Genomic DNA, 18,703 nt, shown 5'->3' with positions numbered 1-18,703 from the left:
GAGACGATCCCCATGCCGACCGCCCTGCCCGCCCGTCTCGAACCCGGCCGCTGCCATCCGCTCGGCGCGGCCTGGGACGGCCTCGGCACCAACTTCGCGGTGTTTTCCGCGCATGCGCAGCGTATCCAGCTGTGCGTGTTCGACCCGACCGGCCGCAAGGAGCTCGCGCGCCTCGACCTGCCCGAATGCACCGACGAGGTATGGCACGGCTACCTGCCGAACGCGCATCCGGGCACCGTGTACGGCTTTCGCGCGGACGGCCCGTACCAGCCGCAGCACGGCCATCGCTTCAATCCGACCAAGCTGCTGCTCGACCCGTACGCGCGCAAGCTGGTCGGCCACTTTCGCTGGTCCGACGCGCTGTTCGGCTATCGCGTGCATTCGAACCGCGCGGACCTGTCGATGGATCGCCGCGACTCGGCGCCCGCGATGCCGAAGGCCGTGGTGGTCGACGAGGCGTTCGACTGGAGCATGGACCGGCGCCCCGACGTGCCGTGGCGCAGCACCGTGATCTATGAGACCCACGTGCGCGGCGCGTCGATGCGCCGCGCCGGGTTGCGCGCGCCGGAGCGCGGCACGTTCGCGTCGCTCGCGCATCCGGCGTTCATCGATCACCTGCTGTCGATCGGCGTGACGACGGTCGAGCTGCTGCCGGTGCACGCGTTCCTGCAGCAGCGTGCGCTCGTGAACCGCGGGCTGCGCAACTACTGGGGCTACGACACGGCCGCGTTCTTCGCGCCGGAGCCGGCCTACCTGTCGACGCGGCGGCTCGACGAGATGCGCATCGCGATCCGGCAGCTGCACGCGGCCGGCATCGAAGTCGTGCTCGACGTCGTCTACAACCACACGTGCGAGGGCAACGAACTCGGCCCGACACTGTCGTGGCGTGGCCTCGACAACGCGAGCTACTACCGGCTGCGGCCGGACGACCCGCGCTACCACGTCGACGAGACCGGCTGCGGCAACACGCTGAACCTGTCGCATCCGCGCGTCGTGCAGATGGTGATGGATTCGCTGCGCTACTGGGCGAGCGCGTTCAACGTCGACGGCTTTCGCTTCGATCTCGGTGTGACGCTCGGCCGCGAGGATCACGGCTTCGAGCCGGGCGCGGGATTCTTCGACGCGCTGCGGCAGGACCCGCTGCTCGCGCAGCGCAAGCTGATCACCGAGCCGTGGGATCTCGGCCCCGGCGGCTATCAGCTGGGCCGCCACCCGCCCGGCTTCGCCGAATGGAACGACCGCTTTCGCGACACCGTGCGGCGCTTCTGGCGCGGCGACGCCGGGCAGCGCCCGGAACTCGCCGCGCGGCTCGCGGGCTCGGCCGACCTGTTCAATCATCACCGGCGCCGCACGTGGGCGTCGGTCAACTTCATCACCGCGCACGACGGCTTCACGCTCGCCGATCTCGTGTCGTATGCGGACAAGCACAACGAAGCGAACGGCGAGGACAACCACGACGGCCACGGCGACAACTGCAGCGCGAACTGGGGCGTCGAAGGCGCCACCGACGACGCGTCGATCCGCGACCTGCGCGCGCGGGTCGCCCGCTCGATGCTCGCCACGCTGTTTACCGCGCTCGGCACGCCGATGATCGTGGCCGGCGACGAATTCGGCAGGACGCAGCACGGCAACAACAACGCATATTGCCAGGATAACGAACTGTCCTGGCTCGACTGGGATCTCGCGCGCAGCGACGAAGGCGCGCAGATGACGCGCTTCGTGTCGCGGCTCGCCGCATTGCGCCGCATGTACCCGCTGATGTCGGCGCCGCGCTATCCGTCCGGCGACCGCGACGGTGCGCCGGGCATGCGCGAGATCGACTGGTTCGACGAGCGCGGCGACCCGCTGAGCGTGCCCGCGTGGGAGGACGGCGAGCGTCGCGCGCTGACGATGCGGCGCGTCGGCACCGGCCGCACCGGGCGCACCGAGGCGCTGCTCGTGATGCTGAATGCGTCGACCCACGTCATCACGTTCAAGCTGCCCGCCCCCGTGCTCGACTATCGTGTGCTGCTCGACACCGCGTCGCCCGACGCCGGCCCGCGCGGCTGGCCTGACGCCGGCCTCGACGTCGCCGCGCACGCGGCCGTGATCGCCGTCGCGGCCGTGCCACCCGCCCCGCCCTCGTGAGGAGCCGCCATGACGTCACGCACCGCCCATCCGCCCGGCACGCACGCATTCGCGTCGTCGTTCGGCGCGACCTGCCTCGACACGGAACACACGCGCTTCCGGTTGTGGGCGCCCGCGAGCCGCACGGCCGCGGTCGAACTGCACGGCGAACGGCGCGTCGCGATGCTGCCGGCGGGGGACGGCTGGTTCGAGGTCGTCGCGCCGTGCGGTCCCGGCACGCTGTACCGCTTCCTGCTCGACGACGGTCTCGTGGCACCCGATCCCGCATCGCGCTTCCAGCCGCATGACGTGCACGGCCCGAGCCAGGTCGTCGACCCGGCCGCGTACCGCTGGCGCAACGACGCGTGGCGCGGGCGGCCGTGGCACGAGACGGTGCTGTACGAACTGCACGTCGGCGCATGCGGCGGCTATGCGAACGTCGAGCGGCGCCTGGCCGAGCTTGCCGCGCTCGGCGTGACCGCGATCGAGTTGATGCCCGTCAACGCGTTCCCGGGCGCGCGCAACTGGGGCTACGACGGCGTGCTGCCGTTCGCGCCCGCGGCGTCGTACGGACGGCCCGAGGAACTGAAGGCACTCGTCGACGCCGCGCACGGGCTCGGGCTGCAGGTGCTGCTCGACGTCGTCTACAACCACTTCGGCCCCGAAGGCAACCTGCTGCCGCGCTATGCACCGGGATTTTTCCGCGCGGACCGGCAGACCGCCTGGGGGCCCGCGATCGACTTCTCGTGTGCGCGGACGAGCGCGTTCTTCATCGACAACGCGCTGTACTGGCTCGACGAATTCCGCTTCGACGGCCTGCGCATCGACGCCGCGCATGCGATCGACGACGATGCATGGCTGCGCGAGCTCGCCCGCCGCGTGCGCGCGTATGCGGGCGACGCGCGCCACGTGCATCTGGTGCTCGAGGACGAGCGCAATCTGGCGAGCCTGCTCGGCCCCGGCGGTTTCGACGCGCAGTGGAACGACGACTTCCACAACAGCGCGCACGTGCTGCTCACCGGCGAGCGCGAAGGCTACTACCGCGCGTACGCCGATGCGCCGCTGCGCCATCTCGCGCGCACGCTCGGCGAAGGGTTCGCGTACCAGGGCGAGCCGTCGCCGCTGCACGACGGCGCGCCGCGCGGCGAGCCGAGCGCGCACCTGCCGCCGACCGCGTTCGTCACGTTCCTGCAGAACCACGACCAGATCGGCAACCGCGCCTTCGGCGAGCGGCTGCGCGCGCTCGCGAACGACGACGCGGTGCGTGCGGCAACTGCCCTGATGCTGCTCGCGCCGCAGGTGCCGCTGCTGTTCATGGGCGAGGAAATCGGCAGCACGCAGCCGTTCCAGTTCTTCACCGACTATCGCGGCGCGCTCGCCGACGCGGTGCGCGAGGGCCGGCGCCGCGAGTTCGCCGCGTTTTCCGCGTTCGCCGATCCCGCGCATCGCGACGCGATTCCCGATCCGAATGACATCGGCACGTTCATGCGCTCGTCGCCCGGTCATGCCGGTGCGGACACGTGGCCCGACGCCGACGCGTGGCGGCGCTTCTACCGCAGCGCGCTGGCCGTGCGCGCGGCGCTCGTGACGCCGCACCTGCCGGGCGCCCGCGCGCTCGGCGTCGAGCTGCTGTCCGCTATCGGCAGCGGCAGCGGCAACCGCGACGGCGACGGCAACGCGGACGCGCTCGTCGCGCGCTGGCGGCTCGGCGACGGCAGCACGCTCACGCTCGCATTCAATCCCGGCTCGCGCGACGCGCTGCTGCCGATGCTGCCGGTCGGCAAGATCGTGTTCGAGACGCCGCCGCGCGCGCGCGACCGGCTGGCCGAGCGGCGGCTGCCCGCGCGCACCTGCATCGCGTGGCGCGACGGTGCGGTCAACCGCGATGCGCTCCATCACCGCACGAACGGGCACACACGGCAATGACGACCGACGTGCCGATCGCAGACCTCGCGCGTGCGGCCGGGCTGGCGCCCGACTGGATCGACTCGGGTGGCGTCGCGCGGCGGGTGGGCGACGACGCGCTCGTCGCGCTCGTCGATGCACTCGGCTGGCCATGCGGCACGCCGAACGAGCGGGTCGACAGCGCGGCCGCGCTGACCGATGACCGGGACACAACGCCGCGGGTCGTCACCGGCGACGCCGGCGTGCCGCTGACGCTCCCGCGCAGCGTCGCGCCGCCGGGCGCGCGCTTGCGGATCGCGCTCGAAACGGGCGAGCACGTCGACGCGCGCGTGGCCGACGCGGGCGAATCCGGCGCACTGCCGCCGCTCGCGGTGCCCGGCTATCACGCGCTCGAGATCGGCGAGCAACGCATCGGGCTCGCCATCGCGCCGCCGCGTATGCGGCCGTTCACTGCCGACGACGGCGTGGCAGGTGCGCAGCGCCGCTGGGGCATCGCGGCCCAGTTGTACAGCCTGCGCCGCACGGGCGACGACGGCGCGGGCGACTACACCGCGCTCGCCGGCCTCGCCGCGCATGCGGCGCGGCACGGTGCGCACGCGGTCGCGATCAGCCCGACGCATGCCGGCTATCCGGCACTGCCCGAGCACGACAGCCCGTATTCGCCGTCGTCGCGGCGCTGGCACAACGTCGCGTATCTCGACTGCGACGCGGTGCCGGGCGCCGATATCGTGCAGCGGATGCACGGCGCGGCGGCACATGGCGCTCCCGCGCCCGATACGCCGCTGATCGACTGGCCGCACGTGCTGCCGCTGAAGCTGCGCCGCTTGCGCGCGTGCTTCGATGCGTGGCGCGCGAACGGCGGGCCGTTGCGCGACGCGTTCGAGCAATTCCGTACGGCAGGCGGCGCGGCGCTCGACGCACACGCGCGCTTCGACGCGCTGCAGGCGTTCTGCATCGAACACGGAATCGGCGCGGACTGGCGGCAATGGCCCGCGCCGTGGCGCATGCCGGCCTCGGCCGAGGTCGACGCCTTCGCACACGCGCATGCCGAGACGATCGCGTTCCATGCGTTCCTGCAATGGTGCGCGTCGGACGCGCTCGGCAACGCACAGCATGCGGCGCGCGAGGCCGGGATGGCGATCGGGCTGATCGCCGATCTCGCGGTCGGCGCCGATCGCGCGGGCAGCGACGCATGGGCGCACGGCACGACGCTGCTGCGCGGCGTGTCGGTCGGCGCGCCGCCCGACCTGTTCAATGCGGACGGCCAGGCCTGGGGCGTGACGACGTGGACGCCCGCCGCGCTGCGCGCGAGCGGCTTCGCGCCGTTCGTCGACCTGTTGCGCGCGGCCTTCGCGCAGGCGGGCGGGGTTCGTATCGACCACGTGCTCGGCTTCGCGCGGATGTGGATCGTGCCGGACGGCGGCTCGCCGCGCGACGGCGCGTACTTGCGCTATCCGCTCGACGATCTCGTGCGGCTGGTCGCGCTGGAGGCGGCACGGCATCGCGCGGTCGCGATCGGCGAGGATCTCGGCACGGTGCCGCCCGGGTTTCGCGAGCGGCTCGGCGCGCGGGGGATCGCGGGAATGCGCGTGCTGTGGTTCGAGCGTGAGGCGGATGGCGCGTTTCGGTCGCCGTCGGAGTGGGATCGCGACACGATCGCGATGACGTCGACGCACGATCTGCCGACCGTGGCGGGTTGGTGGCGTGGTGTCGATCTCGAGTGGCGGCGGAGGTTAGGTGATGCAGATGCAGATGCCTCCGAGGATGCACGCACCGACGACGGGAGTGGCCAAACGCAACGCACCGCGAGCGCGCGTAATGTCGGTGACGACATCGGTCGCGCCGCGGCCGCACACCGAGCGGGACGTTACGAACGAAACAAACCTGCTTTGCGTGACGAGCATCCCGCCAAGGATGTCGGTCACGGCGTGCCAGCCAAACGCGACACGCCGCCGCCCGCCCCCGACCTCGCCCTCACCGCGGCCCGGGCCGAACGCGCGACCGAGCGCGCGGCACTATGGCGCGCGTTGCAGCAAGCGGGCTGCGCGCCGCCCGGTGATCCGGTACCGCCCGCCGACACGCCACCCGTCGATGCAGTCCTCGCGTATGTCGCGCACAGCCCGTCGCCGCTCGCGATCGTGCCGCTCGAGGATCTGCTCGCACTGGACGCCCAACCGAATCTCCCCGGCCCGCCGCGCGGCCATCCGAACTGGCTGCGCCGGCTGCCGCGCGCGGTCGACGCGCTGTTCGACGCCGACGTGCGCAGACGCATCGCGGCGCTCGAGCGCGCGCGCCGCGCCCGGGAGCAGGACACATGACACCGCGCGCGACGCTGCGACTGCAACTGCACGCCGGCTTCACGTTCGACGACGCGGCCGCGCATGCCGACTATTTCGCGCGGCTCGGCGTGAGCCACCTGTACCTGTCGCCGATCGCGACGGCCGAGCCCGGTTCGCTACACGGCTACGACACCGTCGACCATCACACGATCAGCGCGGAACTCGGCGGCGCAGCCGGCTTCCGCCGCCTCGTCGACGCGTTGCACGCGCGCGGCCTCGGCGTGATCGCCGACATCGTGCCGAACCACATGGGCGTCGGCGGCGCATCGAACGGCTGGTGGAACGACGTGCTCGAATGGGGGCCGGCGAGCCCGTACGCGCACTACTTCGACATCGACTGGCATCCGCCTGACGCGACGCTCCACGGCAAGGTGCTGCTGCCCTGCCTCGGCGCGCCCTACGGCGACGCGCTCGCCGCCGGCGACGTCGCGCTCGGCGCCGAGCCGTCGAGCGGGCGTTTCTTCATCGCGTGCCCGGGCAGGACGCTGCCGGTCGCCGCCGCGACCTACGCCGAGATCCTGCGCATCGCCAACCGTGCGGACCTGAACGCGCTCGCCGAACGGTTCGCCGCCGCACCGGTGCGCGGCAGCGCGCGCCTCGCGGACGCGCATACGGCACTGCGCGACTACGCCGCCGCCCAGGGCCCGCATGCGTTCGACGCGATACTGCGCGGCGCCGATCCGCGCCGCGCACGCTCGCGCGCGTGCCTGCATCGATTGCTCGAACGCCAGCACTACCGGCTCGCGTGGTGGCGCACGGCCGCCGACGAGCTGAACTGGCGGCGCTTCTTCGACATCGCGACCCTCGCGGCCGTGCGCGTCGAAGACGAAGCGGTGTTCGACGCGGTGCACGCTCTGCCGCTGGCGCTTCATGCGGCCGGCTGCCTCGACGGCCTGCGCGTCGATCACGTCGACGGCCTCGCCGACCCGGGCGCGTACTGCCGCCGCCTCCAGGCGCGGCTCGCCGCGCAGCGCGACGAGCAGCCTTATCTCGTCGTCGAGAAGATCCTCGCGCCGGGCGAGACGCTGCGTGAAGACTGGCGCGTCGACGGCACGACCGGCTACGACTTCATGAACGACGTCGCCGCGCTGCTGCACGATCCGGCCGGCGCGGCGCCGCTCGCCGCGCACTGGGCAGCCGTGTCGGGATCGGCACGGTCGTTCGCGCAGGAGGCGGTGGACGGCAAGCGGCGCGTGCTGAAGCGGCAGCTCGCCGGCGAGCACGAACGCGTCGCGCGGGCGTTGCACCGCATTGCGCGCGCGGCACCCGCGACGCGCGACCTCAGCCGGATCGCGATTCATCGCGTGCTGGGCGAACTCGCCGTGCACCTTCCCGTGTACCGGATGTACCCGACACCCGGCAACGAGCCGACCGGCGCCGATCGTCGCGTGCTGGCGCACGCGTACGACGCGGCGTGCGCGACGATCGATCCGTCCGACCGCTACGCGCTCGATCGCGTCGCCGGCTGGCTCGGGCTGCCGGGCCTGCGCGCGCCGCGCGCGGATGCCGAGGCGCTGCACGCGGCGCGCGTCGCGTTCGCGCAGCTCACCGCGCCGCTCGCCGCGAAGGGCGTCGAGGATACCGCCAACTATCGCTACGGCCGGCTGCTGTCGCGCAACGAGGTCGGTGCCGATGCGGGCGATTTCAGTCTGTCGCGCGGGGCGTTCCATGCGCGCAACCGCCGTCGCGCGCGCACCGTTCCGCACACGCTCGTCGCGACCGCGACCCACGATCACAAGCGCGGCGAAGATGCGCGCGCGCGGCTCGCGGTGCTCAGCGAAGTGCCGGACCTGTGGCGCGCGGTGTCGCTCGACTGGTCCGCGCTGAATCAGCCGCGGCGCGGCGGCGCGCATCGCGATCTCGCGTGGGCGCCGGGGCCGGCTGCGGAAGCGCTGCTGTACCAGACGCTCGTCGGCTGCTGGCCGCCGGCGCTCGCGCCCGACGATTCGGACGGGCTGGCGACGCTTGCCGAGCGCGTGGTGCGCTGGCAGACGAAGGCGCTGCGCGAAGCGAAACAGCATACGGACTGGCTCGCACCCGACGCGGACTACGAGCGCGACTGCGAACGGTTCGTCCGCGCGATCCTGACGCCGCATGGCGCGGGCGATTTCGTGCACCGGCTGCATGGGTTCGTCGCGCGGATCGCGCCGGCCGGTGTCGTCAACAGCCTCGCGCAGGCGGCGCTGCGGATCGCGTCGCCGGGTGTGCCCGATCTGTATCAAGGTACCGAGTCATGGGATCACTCGCTCGTCGATCCGGACAACCGGCGCGACGTGCCGTTCGCACAGCTCGCGGCCGAGCGGGTCGACGAACCGGTCGCCGCGTACCTGCGGGACTGGCCCGACGCAAGCGTGAAGCGCGCACTTGTCGAGCGGATGCTCGCGCTGCGCGCCCGCTGGCCGGCGACGTTCTCGGATGGCGCGTATGTGCCGCTGCGCGTGCGCGGCAGGCTCGGGCGGCATGCGCTCGCGTTCGCGCGCTGCGACGCGACGGCGACGGTCGTGGTCGTCGTGACGCGGCTCGCGTGCCGGTTGCTCGGCGAAGTGCCGGGGTTGCCGCGCATCGCGCCTCGGGAATGGGGCGATACCGCGATCGTGTTGCCGCGCGGCGCGAGCGCGCGGTGGATCGACTGGCTGAACGACGGGCGCGAAGTCGAGGCGCCGGACGGCATGCTGCGGCTCAATCGTTGTCTTGCCGCGTTGCCGGTCGCGGCGCTGGTGGCAGCCGATACGATGAGCCGGTAGCGGTAATCGGATTGGTGCAAAGACGGTCGGCGCCCCGAGGCGAACCATCTCACCGCGTTCCAGCATTTCCGCTCAACACGCCAACAACATGGCAGTGGCGGCGTCCGGACACACGCCTTGAAACTGGCTGGACGCCAGCAACGCGCGCGGTACATCCTCGCGGGCGACGCGCACGAAACCAAAACCGGCGAAATAGTCCTCCGCGGTCGTCGTCAGCAACCCGATCGCATGGACCGAGCGTGCGCGGCACGTCGCGATCAGCCGCGCAACGATCGCGCGGCCGACGCCGCTCCCTTGCGCGCGCGGTGCGACGGCGATCGACCGGATCAGCGCGAAGTCTCCGTGGTATTCCATACCGCCGCATCCGGTCAACGCGGGCGGATCGGCGAGCACGATGAAGTTTTCCAGATGCTCCGCGACACCCGCAGTCGGCAGGTTCGACGCGCGAAGCAATGCCTCGATCGCGGCCAGGTCGGATAACGCTGCAGAACGAAGTTGCATGACATCGATTCCCGATTGGATGAGCGGTACCCGTACGGTTCAAATCCCCCGCTGATTCACCCGCTTCGACAACGCCTCCGCGCTTTCCTTCCGTTCGCTGTACCGGTCGACCAGATACGGGCCGATGTCGCGCGTCAGCAGCGTGATCTTGACCAGTTCCTCCATCACGTCGACGACGCGATCGAAATAGGCCGACGGCTTCATCCGCCCCGCTTCGTCGAATTCCATGAACGCCTTGGCCACCGACGACTGGTTCGGGATCGTCAGCATGCGCATCCAGCGTCCGAGCACACGCATCTGGTTCACCGCATTGAACGACTGCGATCCGCCGCTGACCTGCATCACCGCGAGCGTCTTGCCCTGCGTCGGCCGCACCGCGCCGACCGACAGCGGAATCCAGTCGATTTGGGACTTCATGATGCCGGTCATCGCGCCATGTCGTTCCGGCGAGCACCAGACCATCCCCTCCGACCACATCACCAGCTCGCGCAATTCGACCACCTTCGGGTGACTTTCGGGCGCATCGTCGGGCAGCGGCAGGCCGCTCGGATTGAACACGCGCACCTCGGCGCCCATCGCCGTGAGCAAGCGCTCGGCCTCCTCGACCAGCAGGCGGCTGAACGAACGCTCGCGCAGCGAGCCGTACAGCAGCAGAAAACGCGGCGGATGCGTCGACGGCGACGCCGGCCGCAAGCGGCTCGCGTCCGGTACGCGAAAGAGTTCGGCGTCGAGTTGCGGCAGGTCGGTCAGTCGGTCGGTCATGGATGGATTCCGTGGTTTGCTCAAGTGCGCTCGTACCAGCCCTTCGACCGGTTCACGATGCGCACCACCAGCAGCATGACCGGCACTTCGATCAGCACGCCGACGACGGTCGCGAGCGCCGCGCCGGAGTGGAAACCGAACAGGCTGATCGCGGCCGCGACGGCCAGCTCGAAGAAATTGGATGCGCCGATCAGCGCCGACGGGCATGCAATATTGTGCTTCTCGCCCACGGCACGATTGAGCCAGTATGCGAGCGCGGCGTTGAAGAACACCTGGATCAGGATCGGCACCGCGAGCAGCGCGATCACCAGCGGCTGCTTCAGGATCGCTTCGCCCTGGAACGCGAACAGCAGCACGAGCGTGGCCAGCAGTGCGGCGATCGACCACGGGCCGATCTTCGCCATCGCGGCGTCGAACGCAGCTTGCCCGTTCGCGAGCAACACCTTGCGCCAGATCTGCGCGAGGATTACCGGAATCACGATGTAGAGCACGACCGACGTGAGCAGCGTCGCCCACGGCACCGTGATCGCGGACATGCCGAGCAGCAGCCCGACCAGCGGCGCGAACGCGATCACCATGATGCTGTCGTTCAGCGCGACCTGCGACAGCGTGAACAGCGGATCGCCGCCGGTCAGCCGGCTCCACACGAACACCATCGCCGTGCACGGCGCGGCGGCCAGCAGGATCAAACCGGCGATGTAGCTGTCGAGCTGGTCCGCCGGCAGCATCGGCGCGAACAGATGCCGGATGAACAGCCAGCCGAGAAACGCCATCGAGAACGGCTTGACCAGCCAGTTCACGACGAGCGTGACGCCGATGCCTTTGACGTGCTGACGCACTTCATGCAACGCCCCGAAGTCGACCTTCACCAGCATCGGGATGATCATCACCCAGATCAGCAGCCCGACCGGCAGATTGACCTGCGCGTACTCCATGCGGCCGATCTGCTGGAACAGGCCGGGCAGCATCTGGCCGAGCGCGATGCCGGCGACGATACACAGCGCGACCCAGACCGTCAGGTAGCGTTCGAAGAAATTGATCGCGGGCTTCGCAATGGCATGGCGAGGCGGGATCGCGTTGGACGTGTTCATCGAAGAGGATTCCGTGCGGGAGCAACACACGCGGCACGCCGTTTCACGCGCGCCGCCGTGCGAGTGCTCAGTTTCGCGAGATGGCGGTCAACGCCGCCTGCAGTTCGGCGTCGCTCATGCGCTCGAGCGGCAGCGCCAGCAGTTGCAGCATCCGGTAGCCGAGCGCCTCGCGCGTCAGCTCGAACGCGAGCCGCTTGCCGGCATCGCCGCCCTCGGCGTTCGACGGATCGGCGTAGCCCCAATGCACTTTCACCGGGCTGCCGGGCCAGTACGGACAAGCCTCCGCGGCCGCGCTGTCGCATACCGTGATGACGATGCGCAGGTGCGGCGCGCCGTCGCCGACGAATTCGTCCCAGCTCTTGCTGCGGTATCCGGTGACGTCGACACCGGCGCGCGTGAGCGCATCCAGCGCGAACGGATTGAGCCGGCCGCTCGGCGCGCTGCCGGCGCTGTAGGCGCGCACGTCGCGGCCGAGTTTCCCGGCCCAGTGGTTGAGCATTCCCTCCGCGAGCACGCTGCGCGCGGAGTTGTGGGTACAGAGAATCAGGACGTTGGTGGTCATCGGCGGGCGGGTGAATGCATGCTCAGGTTTGGTCGGAGCAGGAAGTCGAACAGGCGGACACCGGCGTGCACGGATTGCCGCCGCAGCAGTTCTCGGTGAGGTAGCCGATCAGCCCGTTCATCGTCGCGAAGTTCGCGCAATAGAACACGAAGCGGCCTTCCTGGCGGCTCGTGACGAGCTGCGCATGGGCCAGTTCCTTCAGATGAAACGACAGCGACGACGGCGGCACGTCGAGCAGCGTCGCGATTTGCCCGGCCGGCAAGCCTGACGGGCCGGCCTGCACGAGCGCGCGGAAGACGGCGAGGCGCGACTCATGCGCGAGTGCCGCCAGCGCGGCGATGGTCTGGTTCGTTTCCATGTTTCGATAATACTCGAAATATGGAAACGATGGCAGGAATGCGTCGCTTCCCGCCGCCGCGCGTCACACCGTCACGACCATTCTTCGGGCGGCATCGCGCCGCCGTCATCCTCCCACTGCGGCTCGCCCGCCCCTTCCTTGCGGGTCGGCGCCACCGGCCCGTTCCCGGTGCTGCGTTCGTTTCGCCGCGTGTCGCGGGAGGTCGCCGCGCGCACGCGCGCCCGCGTGCGGGTCGGTGCGACGGTCCGCTGTTCGCTGCCGCGGGGCTCGTCGGTCGACGCCGCGTCCTCGGTCTGTCGCGCATTCGAAGCTGCGTTCATGTGTGCCCTCCCGGCTCATTGAAAGAGACCTTCGTTGAAACGCGCAGCAATTCGGGTGCCGCCTGTCGGGCAAGCGCCTTGCTCCCCCGTTTCGTACCGCAACCCTTTCCGGAGCCGACCATGCCGATCGACCGCAGCACGCCGCCCGCAACGCGTCACCGTCTCGGCGAATGGATGGCCCGCGAGGAATCGCAGATGGCCGGGTACCGCGCGAACATCGCGAACGCAGCGCGCGCGCAGGCCGGCGAACAGCTGCGCACGCCGGCCGTGCAGGCGCTCGCGCGGCTGTTCGACGACCACGCGGTGCTGCGCATGAGCCTCACCCGCGCGATCGACGAGGCGCTCGAAGCGGGCCGCATGCTCGGCTACGCATCGATCGGCGAACTGATGACCGTGATCGACCACCTGATGACCTACACGCCGCCGTTCAGCGAAACGAGCCTGGTCGTGTGCCCGCTGAACGCGTTTCTCGACTGGCCGATGTGCATGCCGTCGGGCCACGCGGTGTTTCGCGACGCGGCGGTCAACGCGCACCTGAAGCAGGTGCTGAACGTGTGGTGCGACTTCCTCGGCGGCCCGCATTCGCGCGCGCATCTCGACACGTCGTCGCCCGACGGCTGGTTCTGCGATGCAGCGCGCACGCGCGTCGGCCTGTCGCAGTTCCAGTATCGCGAGGACCAGCCGTACTGGGGCTTCGACTCGTGGAACGACTTCTTCACGCGGCGCTTTCGCGCGGGTGCGCGGCCGGTCGCGGCGCCGGACGATCCGCACGTGATCGTCAGCGCGTGCGAGGCCGCGCCGTATCACACCGAATCCAGCGTGAAGATCCGCGACAGGTTCTGGATCAAGGGGCAGCCGTATTCGCTGCGCGACATCTTCACGCCCGCGCGGCTGCCGCTTGCCGAGCGCTTCGTCGGCGGCGACCTCTACCAGGCGTACCTGAGCGCGTACAACTATCACCGCTGGCACGCGCCGGTGCGCGGCACCGTCACGCACGCGTACCGGGTCGACGGCACCTACTACTCGGTCGCGGAAGCGGAAGGCCCGGACCCGGCCGGGCTCAACGACTCGCAGGGCTACATGACGGCCGTCGCCGCGCGCGCGGTGGTCGCGATCGACTGCGACGACCCGGGGATCGGGACGGTCGCCGCGGTGTTCGTCGGGATGGGCGACGTGTCGTCGTGCGTGATCGAGGTCGTGCCGGGGCAGCGGATCGACAAGGGCGACGAGATCGGCTATTTCCAGTACGGCGGCTCGACCTGCTGCCTGCTGTTCGAGCCGGGTGTGATCGACCGCTTCCAGTGCGCGCCGCCGTTCGACGGCGATACGCCGGCCGTGCAGGTCAACGCACCGGTCGCGATCGCGCACTGAGCCGCGCGGTTCGGCATCACGCGTCGGCACTGCCGAACTCGCGCCCGGCGTGCCGCAGCATGCGCTGCACGATCGACAGCCCGTCCGGCGTCAGCGCGAGCCGGCTCGCGCCCGATGCGTCGGCGCGCATCTCGATCAGGTGTTGTTCCACCAACGCGACGATATCTTCGCGGTCGGCCTGGATCTGTTCCGGCGCGCGATGGACCAGGAATAGTGCGGCAAATTCATGTGCGGTCAGCATGTTGTCTCCCCCATTTGACGGCTTGGCGCGATACGACGATGGCATCGCGCCGGCGCAGGCGCGAATCGTGCGCCGCGATCTGAGGAGACATGCAGGGAGTGTGCCAGTATCTGGGACGGAGCGGCCCGGCGCCCGGCCGGCGCGCGGCGTGATGTGTCACTTCAAGGCGCTCGGGGGCCGCTGCAAAGTTTTCAACGGCGTGTAATGGCGCCCAATGGTGCGAATGGAACGGCACGGGCGTACTGCGGCACGGCAGCGGCACGCGCCGGATGCCCCACGGACTCACGCCTTCCGCGAACGGAACATCCCGGCGCGGGCGGTTTTGCCCGCCGCCTTGTCGCGCACGCGGAAGTAGCCGCTGTGGAGTTCCACGCCGCCCTTGCCGTCGACCAGCACGTCCGCGCACGCGGCCTCGATGCGCGCACGGCCGCGCTCGAACGCGTCGCGCAAGTCGGCTTCGAGCGCGGAGCGCGCGCCGAAATGATCCTCGAGCGCTTCGACCGTGATCGTGCAGGTTTGCGGCTTCCCGTCGACCTCGACGACGAAACGCATCAGCAGCGCCGCGCCGTCGAACTCGGGCGGCGCGTCGGTCAGCGTCACGTGGCGAACGGGTTCGGCCGGCATCGCTCAGGGCCCCCGCGACGCGAGGCACTGCACCAGCGCGCCGTTGAATGCGGGCAGGTCGGCGGGCTTGCGGCTCGTGATCAGGTTGCCGTCGCGCACGACCTCCTGGTCGACCCACTTGCCGCCCGCATTGCGGATGTCGTCCTGCAGGCTCGGCCAGCTCGTCATCGTGCGGCCGTCCACCAGCCCGGACGACACCAGCAGCCAGCCGCCGTGACAGATCGCGGCAATCGGCTTGCCCGCGCCGACGGCCGCGGTCACGAATTCGCGCGCGGCCGGCAGCATCCGGATCGCGTCGCCGTTGACCACGCCGCCCGGCAGCACGACCGCGTCGTAATCGCCTTCGCGCGCATCGTCGAACGTGCGGTCGACCTTCACGCGATCGCCCTTGTCGACGTGCCTGAACCCCTGTATCTCGCCGCGCTTCTGCGAAATCACGTCGACCTGCGCGCCCTCTGCCGTCAGCGCCCGCTGCGGTTCGACGAGCTCGGCTTCCTCGAAGCCGTCGACCGCGAGTATCGCTACCTTGCAATGATCCAGTTTGCCGATCATGGATCGCTCCCTATCGTGTTGTGGCACCGGATGTGCCGTACCCTGCCGTATCCATCGACGCAGCAATGGGCGTGCCGCGCCCGTCGGGATGGCGGCCGGCGCGGTGCCGCCTTGAAGGGGCGCGACCCGCGATCGGCGGTTGGCGATCGGCGGCGCGCATGCGCGTCGCGGCGTGATGCGTGCGCCTATTGGACAGCGCCGCGCGGCGCCTGCAAAGATTTCAACGACGGATGTAACGTGACGCCGGCAATACCCGCGACTATCGGCGGCAGCCGCCCGGTGGCCTGCATGCGGGGCCGTACCCGCCGCCGGCCGGTGCCGGCCCCGCGCTCACTGCAGGTGCCGCGCGGCGTCGAGCATCGCGTCGGTCAGCTCGATCGTCAGCGTCAGGTCCTCGGTGACGTCGGGCAGCGCGTCGAGCGTGGCCTGCACGCTGTCGTGCAGCATCGCGTGCACGCGCATCCGCGCGGGCTCGTCGAGGTCCGCATAGCGCTCCATCGTGTCGCAGTCGAGCGCGAGCACGACCGCGTGCCGCGCGGTATCGCGCGGCGCATCGGGCGCGAGCGCCCACGCCGCATGAAACATGATCCTGCCGGTCGCGACGTCGACATGAACCGTCGTATCGAGACCCTCGGTCTCGGCGGCGTCGGCATCCAGCGCATCGTCGTCGAGCGAGATCCGGGAATTCGATTGCATGTTGTCCTCCTGCGTGGTGGCGACCGGCCGGCCTCGCGCGCGGCGTCCGCCAGCGCGCCGCGCCGGGCGCCGGCGCGACGCCGTGATCGTCAATAGCCGCTGGAACCCGCGCTGCCCGTGCCGCCGCCGCCCGAGCCGGTCGCCCCCGGCAAGCGGCTAGTGCCAGCGCCCGCGCCGGTTCCGCCCGGGGCCGCACCGGCACCGCCCATGCCCGCGCTGCCGCCGGCACCGCTCGTACCGGTGCTGCCCGTACCGGGGGTGCCCATTCCGGTGCTACCGGTACCGCTGCCGGTACTGCCCATTCCGGTGCTGCCGGTGCCGCCCGTCGCGCCGCCGCCCATGCTGCCGGCCCCGGCGCCAGTCATGCCGCCGGGCTTGCTGCGCACGTCCGGTTGACCGCGCGGACCCGCGCCGCGCGGCGCCTGCATGCGGGTCGCGGGCGGCGGCGCCGCCGTGTTGCCGTTCGACAGGTTGCCGCCGCTGCCCTGCGCCGACGTGTCCGGCGGCGACAGGATCGGCGCGCCGGTGCCCTCGTCGGAACGTTGCGAATTCTGTGCCCATGCGGCCGGTGCGGCCGCGACGAGCGCGACGGCCGCGCACGCGAGGATCCGGCGCGCGGCAGATTTCGATTCGGATGCTGGCTTCATGGAGCGCTCTCCCTCAATGGAACCGCCGTAGTGGAATGGCCTGCGCCTTCGATTCAGCAAGGCCCGTGCCGCCACCGACAGGCGGCACGCGAATTGCGGCACCACCCGGACACCCGAGACCCGCGATCCATCCCGATTCCATAGGGAGAGCCCTGCCATGCCTTCAGCTTCCGCTTCCCATCCGCACGGCAAACGCGCGACGCGCCGCCCGGGCCGTGCGCGCAGCAACGATCCGCAGCACCGCAAGCGCTGGTCCGCCGACGTCATGCAACGAAGCGATGCGCTCGACATCGAGCCCGAGATCTTCAAGTCAGACGACCCGGGCAAGATCGCCGCGTCGCTCAAGCGCTCGGCCGAACACAGCCGCCGCCGCAAGGGGACGCCGTTCCAGTCGGCGATGTCGATGCTGAACTTCTACGTGAACCGCGCGGGCCGCAACCTGCCGAAAACGCGCCGCGCGACGCTCGAACGTGCGAAGCGCAAACTGCGCGAGGCGTTCGGCCGCAAGCCGTGACGGCCCCCGCCGGTTCACCGTCGACCTGCCCGGCCTGCCCGCATGCATGAAACGCTGTGGTATCTGATCATCGGCGCGGTGCTGATGGGCATGGGCATCGTGACGTCGGCGCTGCGTCATCTGCCGTGCAGCAGCGCGATGATCTATCTTGCTCTCGGTGTCGCGCTCGGTCCGTCCGGCGCCGGGCTCCTGCATCTCGACATCCAGCGCGACGCGCCGCTGCTGCGCGAGATCGTCGAGGTCGCGCTGCTGGTATCGCTGTTCGCGATCGGGCTGCGGCTGCGCGTGCCGCTGTCCGACCCGCTGTGGCGCGTGCCGTGCCGGCTCGGCCTGCTCGCGATGATCGTCACGGTGCCGCTGCTCGCCGGCTGCGCTGTACTGAGGCTCGGGCTCGGCTGGGGCCCCGCGCTGCTGCTCGCGGCGATCCTCGCGCCGACCGACCCGGTGCTCGCGCACGACGTGCAGGTGCATGATCCCGGCGACCGCGACCTGGTGCGCTTCGCGCTGTCCGGCGAAGGCGGGCTGAACGACGGCATCGCGCTGCCGTTCGCGCTCGCGGGCCTCGCGCTGTGCGGCGCGTCCGATGCGCCGCATGGGCCGCCGCCGCTGTCGGGCGCGTTCGCGCTGGCCGCGCTGTGGGGCATCGCGGGCGCCGCCGCGATCGGCGGCATGCTCGGCGCGGCGACCACCACCGCGATCGGCTGGCTGCGCACCCGTCATGCGCAGGCACTCGGCTTCGAAGGCTTCTTCGCGCTCGCGTTGATCGTGCTGTCGTTCGGTGCCGCGCAGCTCGCGCATACGTTCGGCTTCATCGCGACGTTCGCCGCGGGCGTCGCGATGCGCCGCGTCGAGCATCGCGCGAGCGGTGACCGTCGGCCGCGCGAAGTGATCGGCCGGGTCGATTCGGAAGACGTGGTCGCGACCGAGAAGCACCCGGAGAAAGCGCACGCGTTCATGACCGAATCGGTGCTCGACTTCACGATCGAGCTCGAGCGGATCGCCGAGGCGCTCGTGATGACGATGATCGGCGGCGTGCTCGCCACGCTGACGACGCCGCTCTTCACGTGGGGCTCGGCCGCGCTCGCCGTCGCGCTGTTCGTCGCCGTGCGGCCGCTCGCGGTGCTGCCGGCGCTCGCCGGCTCGCGCGCGACGCCGGCGCAGCGCCGGCTGCTGGCATGGTTCGGGATACGCGGGATCGGCTCGTTCTACTACCTGCTGTTCGCGCTCGAGCACGGGCCGTCCAGCGCGGTGCGGCCGCTCGCGGCGCCGGTGCTCGCCGTCGTGTCGGCGTCGGTGATCGCGCACGGCGTGTCCGCGACGCCGCTGATGGACTGGTATCACCGCCTGCAGCAGCGTCGGCGCTGACGGCG

Annotated in this window: 18 protein-coding genes; 7 read left to right on the top strand and 11 right to left on the bottom strand. The window is 70.7% G+C overall.

Annotated features, from left to right (window positions below; all coding sequences use genetic code 11):
• Positions 1 to 12 precede the first annotated feature (12 nt).
• From glgX to treY, 4 genes are read left to right on the top strand one after another with little or no spacing between them, the layout of a single operon-like run.
• The gene (gene glgX / locus U4Z64_RS12475; protein ID WP_321820118.1) at positions 13 to 2,127 is read left to right on the top strand and encodes a glycogen debranching protein GlgX; all 2,115 of its coding nucleotides are present in this window, start codon (positions 13 to 15) and stop codon (positions 2,125 to 2,127) included.
• A 9-nt stretch (positions 2,128 to 2,136) separates the two neighbouring features.
• Positions 2,137 to 4,032, top strand: coding sequence for a malto-oligosyltrehalose trehalohydrolase (gene treZ, locus U4Z64_RS12470; protein ID WP_321820117.1), 1,896 nt, complete (start codon positions 2,137 to 2,139; stop codon positions 4,030 to 4,032).
• The gene (gene malQ / locus U4Z64_RS12465) at positions 4,029 to 6,329 is read left to right on the top strand and encodes a 4-alpha-glucanotransferase (protein ID WP_321820116.1); all 2,301 of its coding nucleotides are present in this window, start codon (positions 4,029 to 4,031) and stop codon (positions 6,327 to 6,329) included. The genes treZ and malQ overlap by 4 nt, the downstream gene beginning before the upstream one ends.
• Positions 6,326 to 9,094, top strand: a complete 2,769-nt coding sequence (gene treY, locus U4Z64_RS12460; RefSeq protein ID WP_321820115.1) for a malto-oligosyltrehalose synthase — start codon at positions 6,326 to 6,328, stop codon at positions 9,092 to 9,094. The genes malQ and treY overlap by 4 nt, the downstream gene beginning before the upstream one ends.
• A gap of 72 nt (positions 9,095 to 9,166) precedes the next feature.
• Here treY and arsN2 read toward each other — a convergent pair whose 3' ends face one another.
• The 6 genes from arsN2 to U4Z64_RS12430 form a co-directional block, all read right to left on the bottom strand.
• Positions 9,167 to 9,595 (bottom strand): arsenic resistance N-acetyltransferase ArsN2, encoded by a 429-nt coding sequence (arsN2, locus tag U4Z64_RS12455; RefSeq protein WP_321820114.1) that lies wholly within the window; start codon positions 9,593 to 9,595, stop codon positions 9,167 to 9,169.
• A 39-nt stretch (positions 9,596 to 9,634) separates the two neighbouring features.
• Positions 9,635 to 10,357, bottom strand: a complete 723-nt coding sequence (gene arsH / locus U4Z64_RS12450; RefSeq protein ID WP_321820113.1) for an arsenical resistance protein ArsH — start codon at positions 10,355 to 10,357, stop codon at positions 9,635 to 9,637.
• Between the two features lie 20 nt (positions 10,358 to 10,377).
• On the bottom strand, positions 10,378 to 11,448 hold the full coding sequence (gene arsB / locus U4Z64_RS12445) for an ACR3 family arsenite efflux transporter (protein WP_321820112.1): 1,071 nt from the start codon (positions 11,446 to 11,448) through the stop codon (positions 10,378 to 10,380).
• Positions 11,449 to 11,515: 67 nt separating this feature from the next.
• Positions 11,516 to 12,010 carry an arsenate reductase ArsC gene (locus tag U4Z64_RS12440; RefSeq protein WP_321820111.1) on the bottom strand — a complete coding sequence of 165 codons (495 nt, stop codon included), beginning with the start codon at positions 12,008 to 12,010 and terminating at the stop codon, positions 11,516 to 11,518.
• 22 nt (positions 12,011 to 12,032) lie between these two features.
• A complete protein-coding gene (locus tag U4Z64_RS12435) occupies positions 12,033 to 12,368 on the bottom strand; it encodes an ArsR/SmtB family transcription factor (RefSeq protein WP_124485807.1) in 336 nt (111 codons plus the stop codon).
• Positions 12,369 to 12,439: 71 nt separating this feature from the next.
• Positions 12,440 to 12,688, bottom strand: coding sequence for a hypothetical protein (locus U4Z64_RS12430; RefSeq protein WP_321820110.1), 249 nt, complete (start codon positions 12,686 to 12,688; stop codon positions 12,440 to 12,442).
• A 120-nt stretch (positions 12,689 to 12,808) separates the two neighbouring features.
• On the opposite strand from U4Z64_RS12430, the gene U4Z64_RS12425 reads away from it, so the two are divergent.
• Positions 12,809 to 14,059 (top strand): phosphatidylserine decarboxylase family protein, encoded by a 1,251-nt coding sequence (locus U4Z64_RS12425; protein ID WP_321820109.1) that lies wholly within the window; start codon positions 12,809 to 12,811, stop codon positions 14,057 to 14,059.
• 16 nt (positions 14,060 to 14,075) lie between these two features.
• Here the strand turns inward: U4Z64_RS12425 and U4Z64_RS12420 are convergent, their stop codons facing one another.
• From U4Z64_RS12420 to U4Z64_RS12400, 5 genes are all read right to left on the bottom strand, one after another.
• Complete coding sequence (locus U4Z64_RS12420) at positions 14,076 to 14,300, bottom strand: hypothetical protein (RefSeq protein WP_321797431.1); 225 nt, start codon at positions 14,298 to 14,300, stop codon at positions 14,076 to 14,078.
• 282 nt (positions 14,301 to 14,582) lie between these two features.
• A complete protein-coding gene (locus U4Z64_RS12415; protein ID WP_321820108.1) occupies positions 14,583 to 14,924 on the bottom strand; it encodes a DUF1488 domain-containing protein in 342 nt (113 codons plus the stop codon).
• Positions 14,925 to 14,927: 3 nt separating this feature from the next.
• Complete coding sequence (locus tag U4Z64_RS12410) at positions 14,928 to 15,476, bottom strand: type 1 glutamine amidotransferase domain-containing protein (RefSeq protein ID WP_044843395.1); 549 nt, start codon at positions 15,474 to 15,476, stop codon at positions 14,928 to 14,930.
• A 330-nt stretch (positions 15,477 to 15,806) separates the two neighbouring features.
• Positions 15,807 to 16,172: a DUF3022 domain-containing protein gene (locus tag U4Z64_RS12405; protein ID WP_124485804.1), complete on the bottom strand. Its 366-nt coding sequence runs from the start codon at positions 16,170 to 16,172 to the stop codon at positions 15,807 to 15,809.
• 89 nt (positions 16,173 to 16,261) lie between these two features.
• Positions 16,262 to 16,819 carry a hypothetical protein gene (locus U4Z64_RS12400; protein WP_321820107.1) on the bottom strand — a complete coding sequence of 186 codons (558 nt, stop codon included), beginning with the start codon at positions 16,817 to 16,819 and terminating at the stop codon, positions 16,262 to 16,264.
• 157 nt (positions 16,820 to 16,976) lie between these two features.
• Between U4Z64_RS12400 and U4Z64_RS12395 the strand changes: the two genes are divergently transcribed.
• Both U4Z64_RS12395 and U4Z64_RS12390 read left to right on the top strand, forming a co-directional pair.
• Positions 16,977 to 17,333 carry a DUF3175 domain-containing protein gene (locus U4Z64_RS12395; RefSeq protein WP_044843392.1) on the top strand — a complete coding sequence of 119 codons (357 nt, stop codon included), beginning with the start codon at positions 16,977 to 16,979 and terminating at the stop codon, positions 17,331 to 17,333.
• 42 nt (positions 17,334 to 17,375) lie between these two features.
• Positions 17,376 to 18,698, top strand: coding sequence for a cation:proton antiporter (locus U4Z64_RS12390; RefSeq protein WP_321820106.1), 1,323 nt, complete (start codon positions 17,376 to 17,378; stop codon positions 18,696 to 18,698).
• Positions 18,699 to 18,703: the final 5 nt, after the last annotated feature.

The sequence above is a fragment of the Burkholderia sp. BCC1996 genome (assembly GCF_905339955.1).
Classification (GTDB): Bacteria; Pseudomonadota; Gammaproteobacteria; order Burkholderiales; family Burkholderiaceae; genus Burkholderia.
The sequence above is the reverse complement of the archived record's forward strand: the minus strand, read 5'-3'. Positions and strand labels throughout refer to the sequence as shown.

Excerpts from the sequence above, each read along its gene's own strand:
- arsH (WP_321820113.1), bottom strand. The coding sequence starts at position 10,357 with ATGACCGACCGACTGACCGACCTGCCGCAACTCGACGCCGAACTCTTT.
- U4Z64_RS12400 (WP_321820107.1), bottom strand. The coding sequence starts at position 16,819 with ATGAAGCCAGCATCCGAATCGAAATCTGCCGCGCGCCGGATCCTCGCG.
- U4Z64_RS12430 (WP_321820110.1), bottom strand. The coding sequence starts at position 12,688 with ATGAACGCAGCTTCGAATGCGCGACAGACCGAGGACGCGGCGTCGACC.
- U4Z64_RS12405 (WP_124485804.1), bottom strand. The coding sequence starts at position 16,172 with ATGCAATCGAATTCCCGGATCTCGCTCGACGACGATGCGCTGGATGCC.
- treZ (WP_321820117.1), top strand. The coding sequence starts at position 2,137 with ATGACGTCACGCACCGCCCATCCGCCCGGCACGCACGCATTCGCGTCG.
- malQ (WP_321820116.1), top strand. The coding sequence starts at position 4,029 with ATGACGACCGACGTGCCGATCGCAGACCTCGCGCGTGCGGCCGGGCTG.
- U4Z64_RS12415 (WP_321820108.1), bottom strand. The coding sequence starts at position 14,924 with ATGCCGGCCGAACCCGTTCGCCACGTGACGCTGACCGACGCGCCGCCC.
- arsB (WP_321820112.1), bottom strand. The coding sequence starts at position 11,448 with ATGAACACGTCCAACGCGATCCCGCCTCGCCATGCCATTGCGAAGCCC.
- U4Z64_RS12435 (WP_124485807.1), bottom strand. The coding sequence starts at position 12,368 with ATGGAAACGAACCAGACCATCGCCGCGCTGGCGGCACTCGCGCATGAG.
- U4Z64_RS12410 (WP_044843395.1), bottom strand. The coding sequence starts at position 15,476 with ATGATCGGCAAACTGGATCATTGCAAGGTAGCGATACTCGCGGTCGAC.
- U4Z64_RS12420 (WP_321797431.1), bottom strand. The coding sequence starts at position 14,300 with ATGCTGACCGCACATGAATTTGCCGCACTATTCCTGGTCCATCGCGCG.
- treY (WP_321820115.1), top strand. The coding sequence starts at position 6,326 with ATGACACCGCGCGCGACGCTGCGACTGCAACTGCACGCCGGCTTCACG.
- U4Z64_RS12425 (WP_321820109.1), top strand. The coding sequence starts at position 12,809 with ATGCCGATCGACCGCAGCACGCCGCCCGCAACGCGTCACCGTCTCGGC.
- U4Z64_RS12440 (WP_321820111.1), bottom strand. The coding sequence starts at position 12,010 with ATGACCACCAACGTCCTGATTCTCTGTACCCACAACTCCGCGCGCAGC.
- U4Z64_RS12390 (WP_321820106.1), top strand. The coding sequence starts at position 17,376 with ATGCATGAAACGCTGTGGTATCTGATCATCGGCGCGGTGCTGATGGGC.
- U4Z64_RS12395 (WP_044843392.1), top strand. The coding sequence starts at position 16,977 with ATGCCTTCAGCTTCCGCTTCCCATCCGCACGGCAAACGCGCGACGCGC.
- glgX (WP_321820118.1), top strand. The coding sequence starts at position 13 with ATGCCGACCGCCCTGCCCGCCCGTCTCGAACCCGGCCGCTGCCATCCG.
- arsN2 (WP_321820114.1), bottom strand. The coding sequence starts at position 9,595 with ATGCAACTTCGTTCTGCAGCGTTATCCGACCTGGCCGCGATCGAGGCA.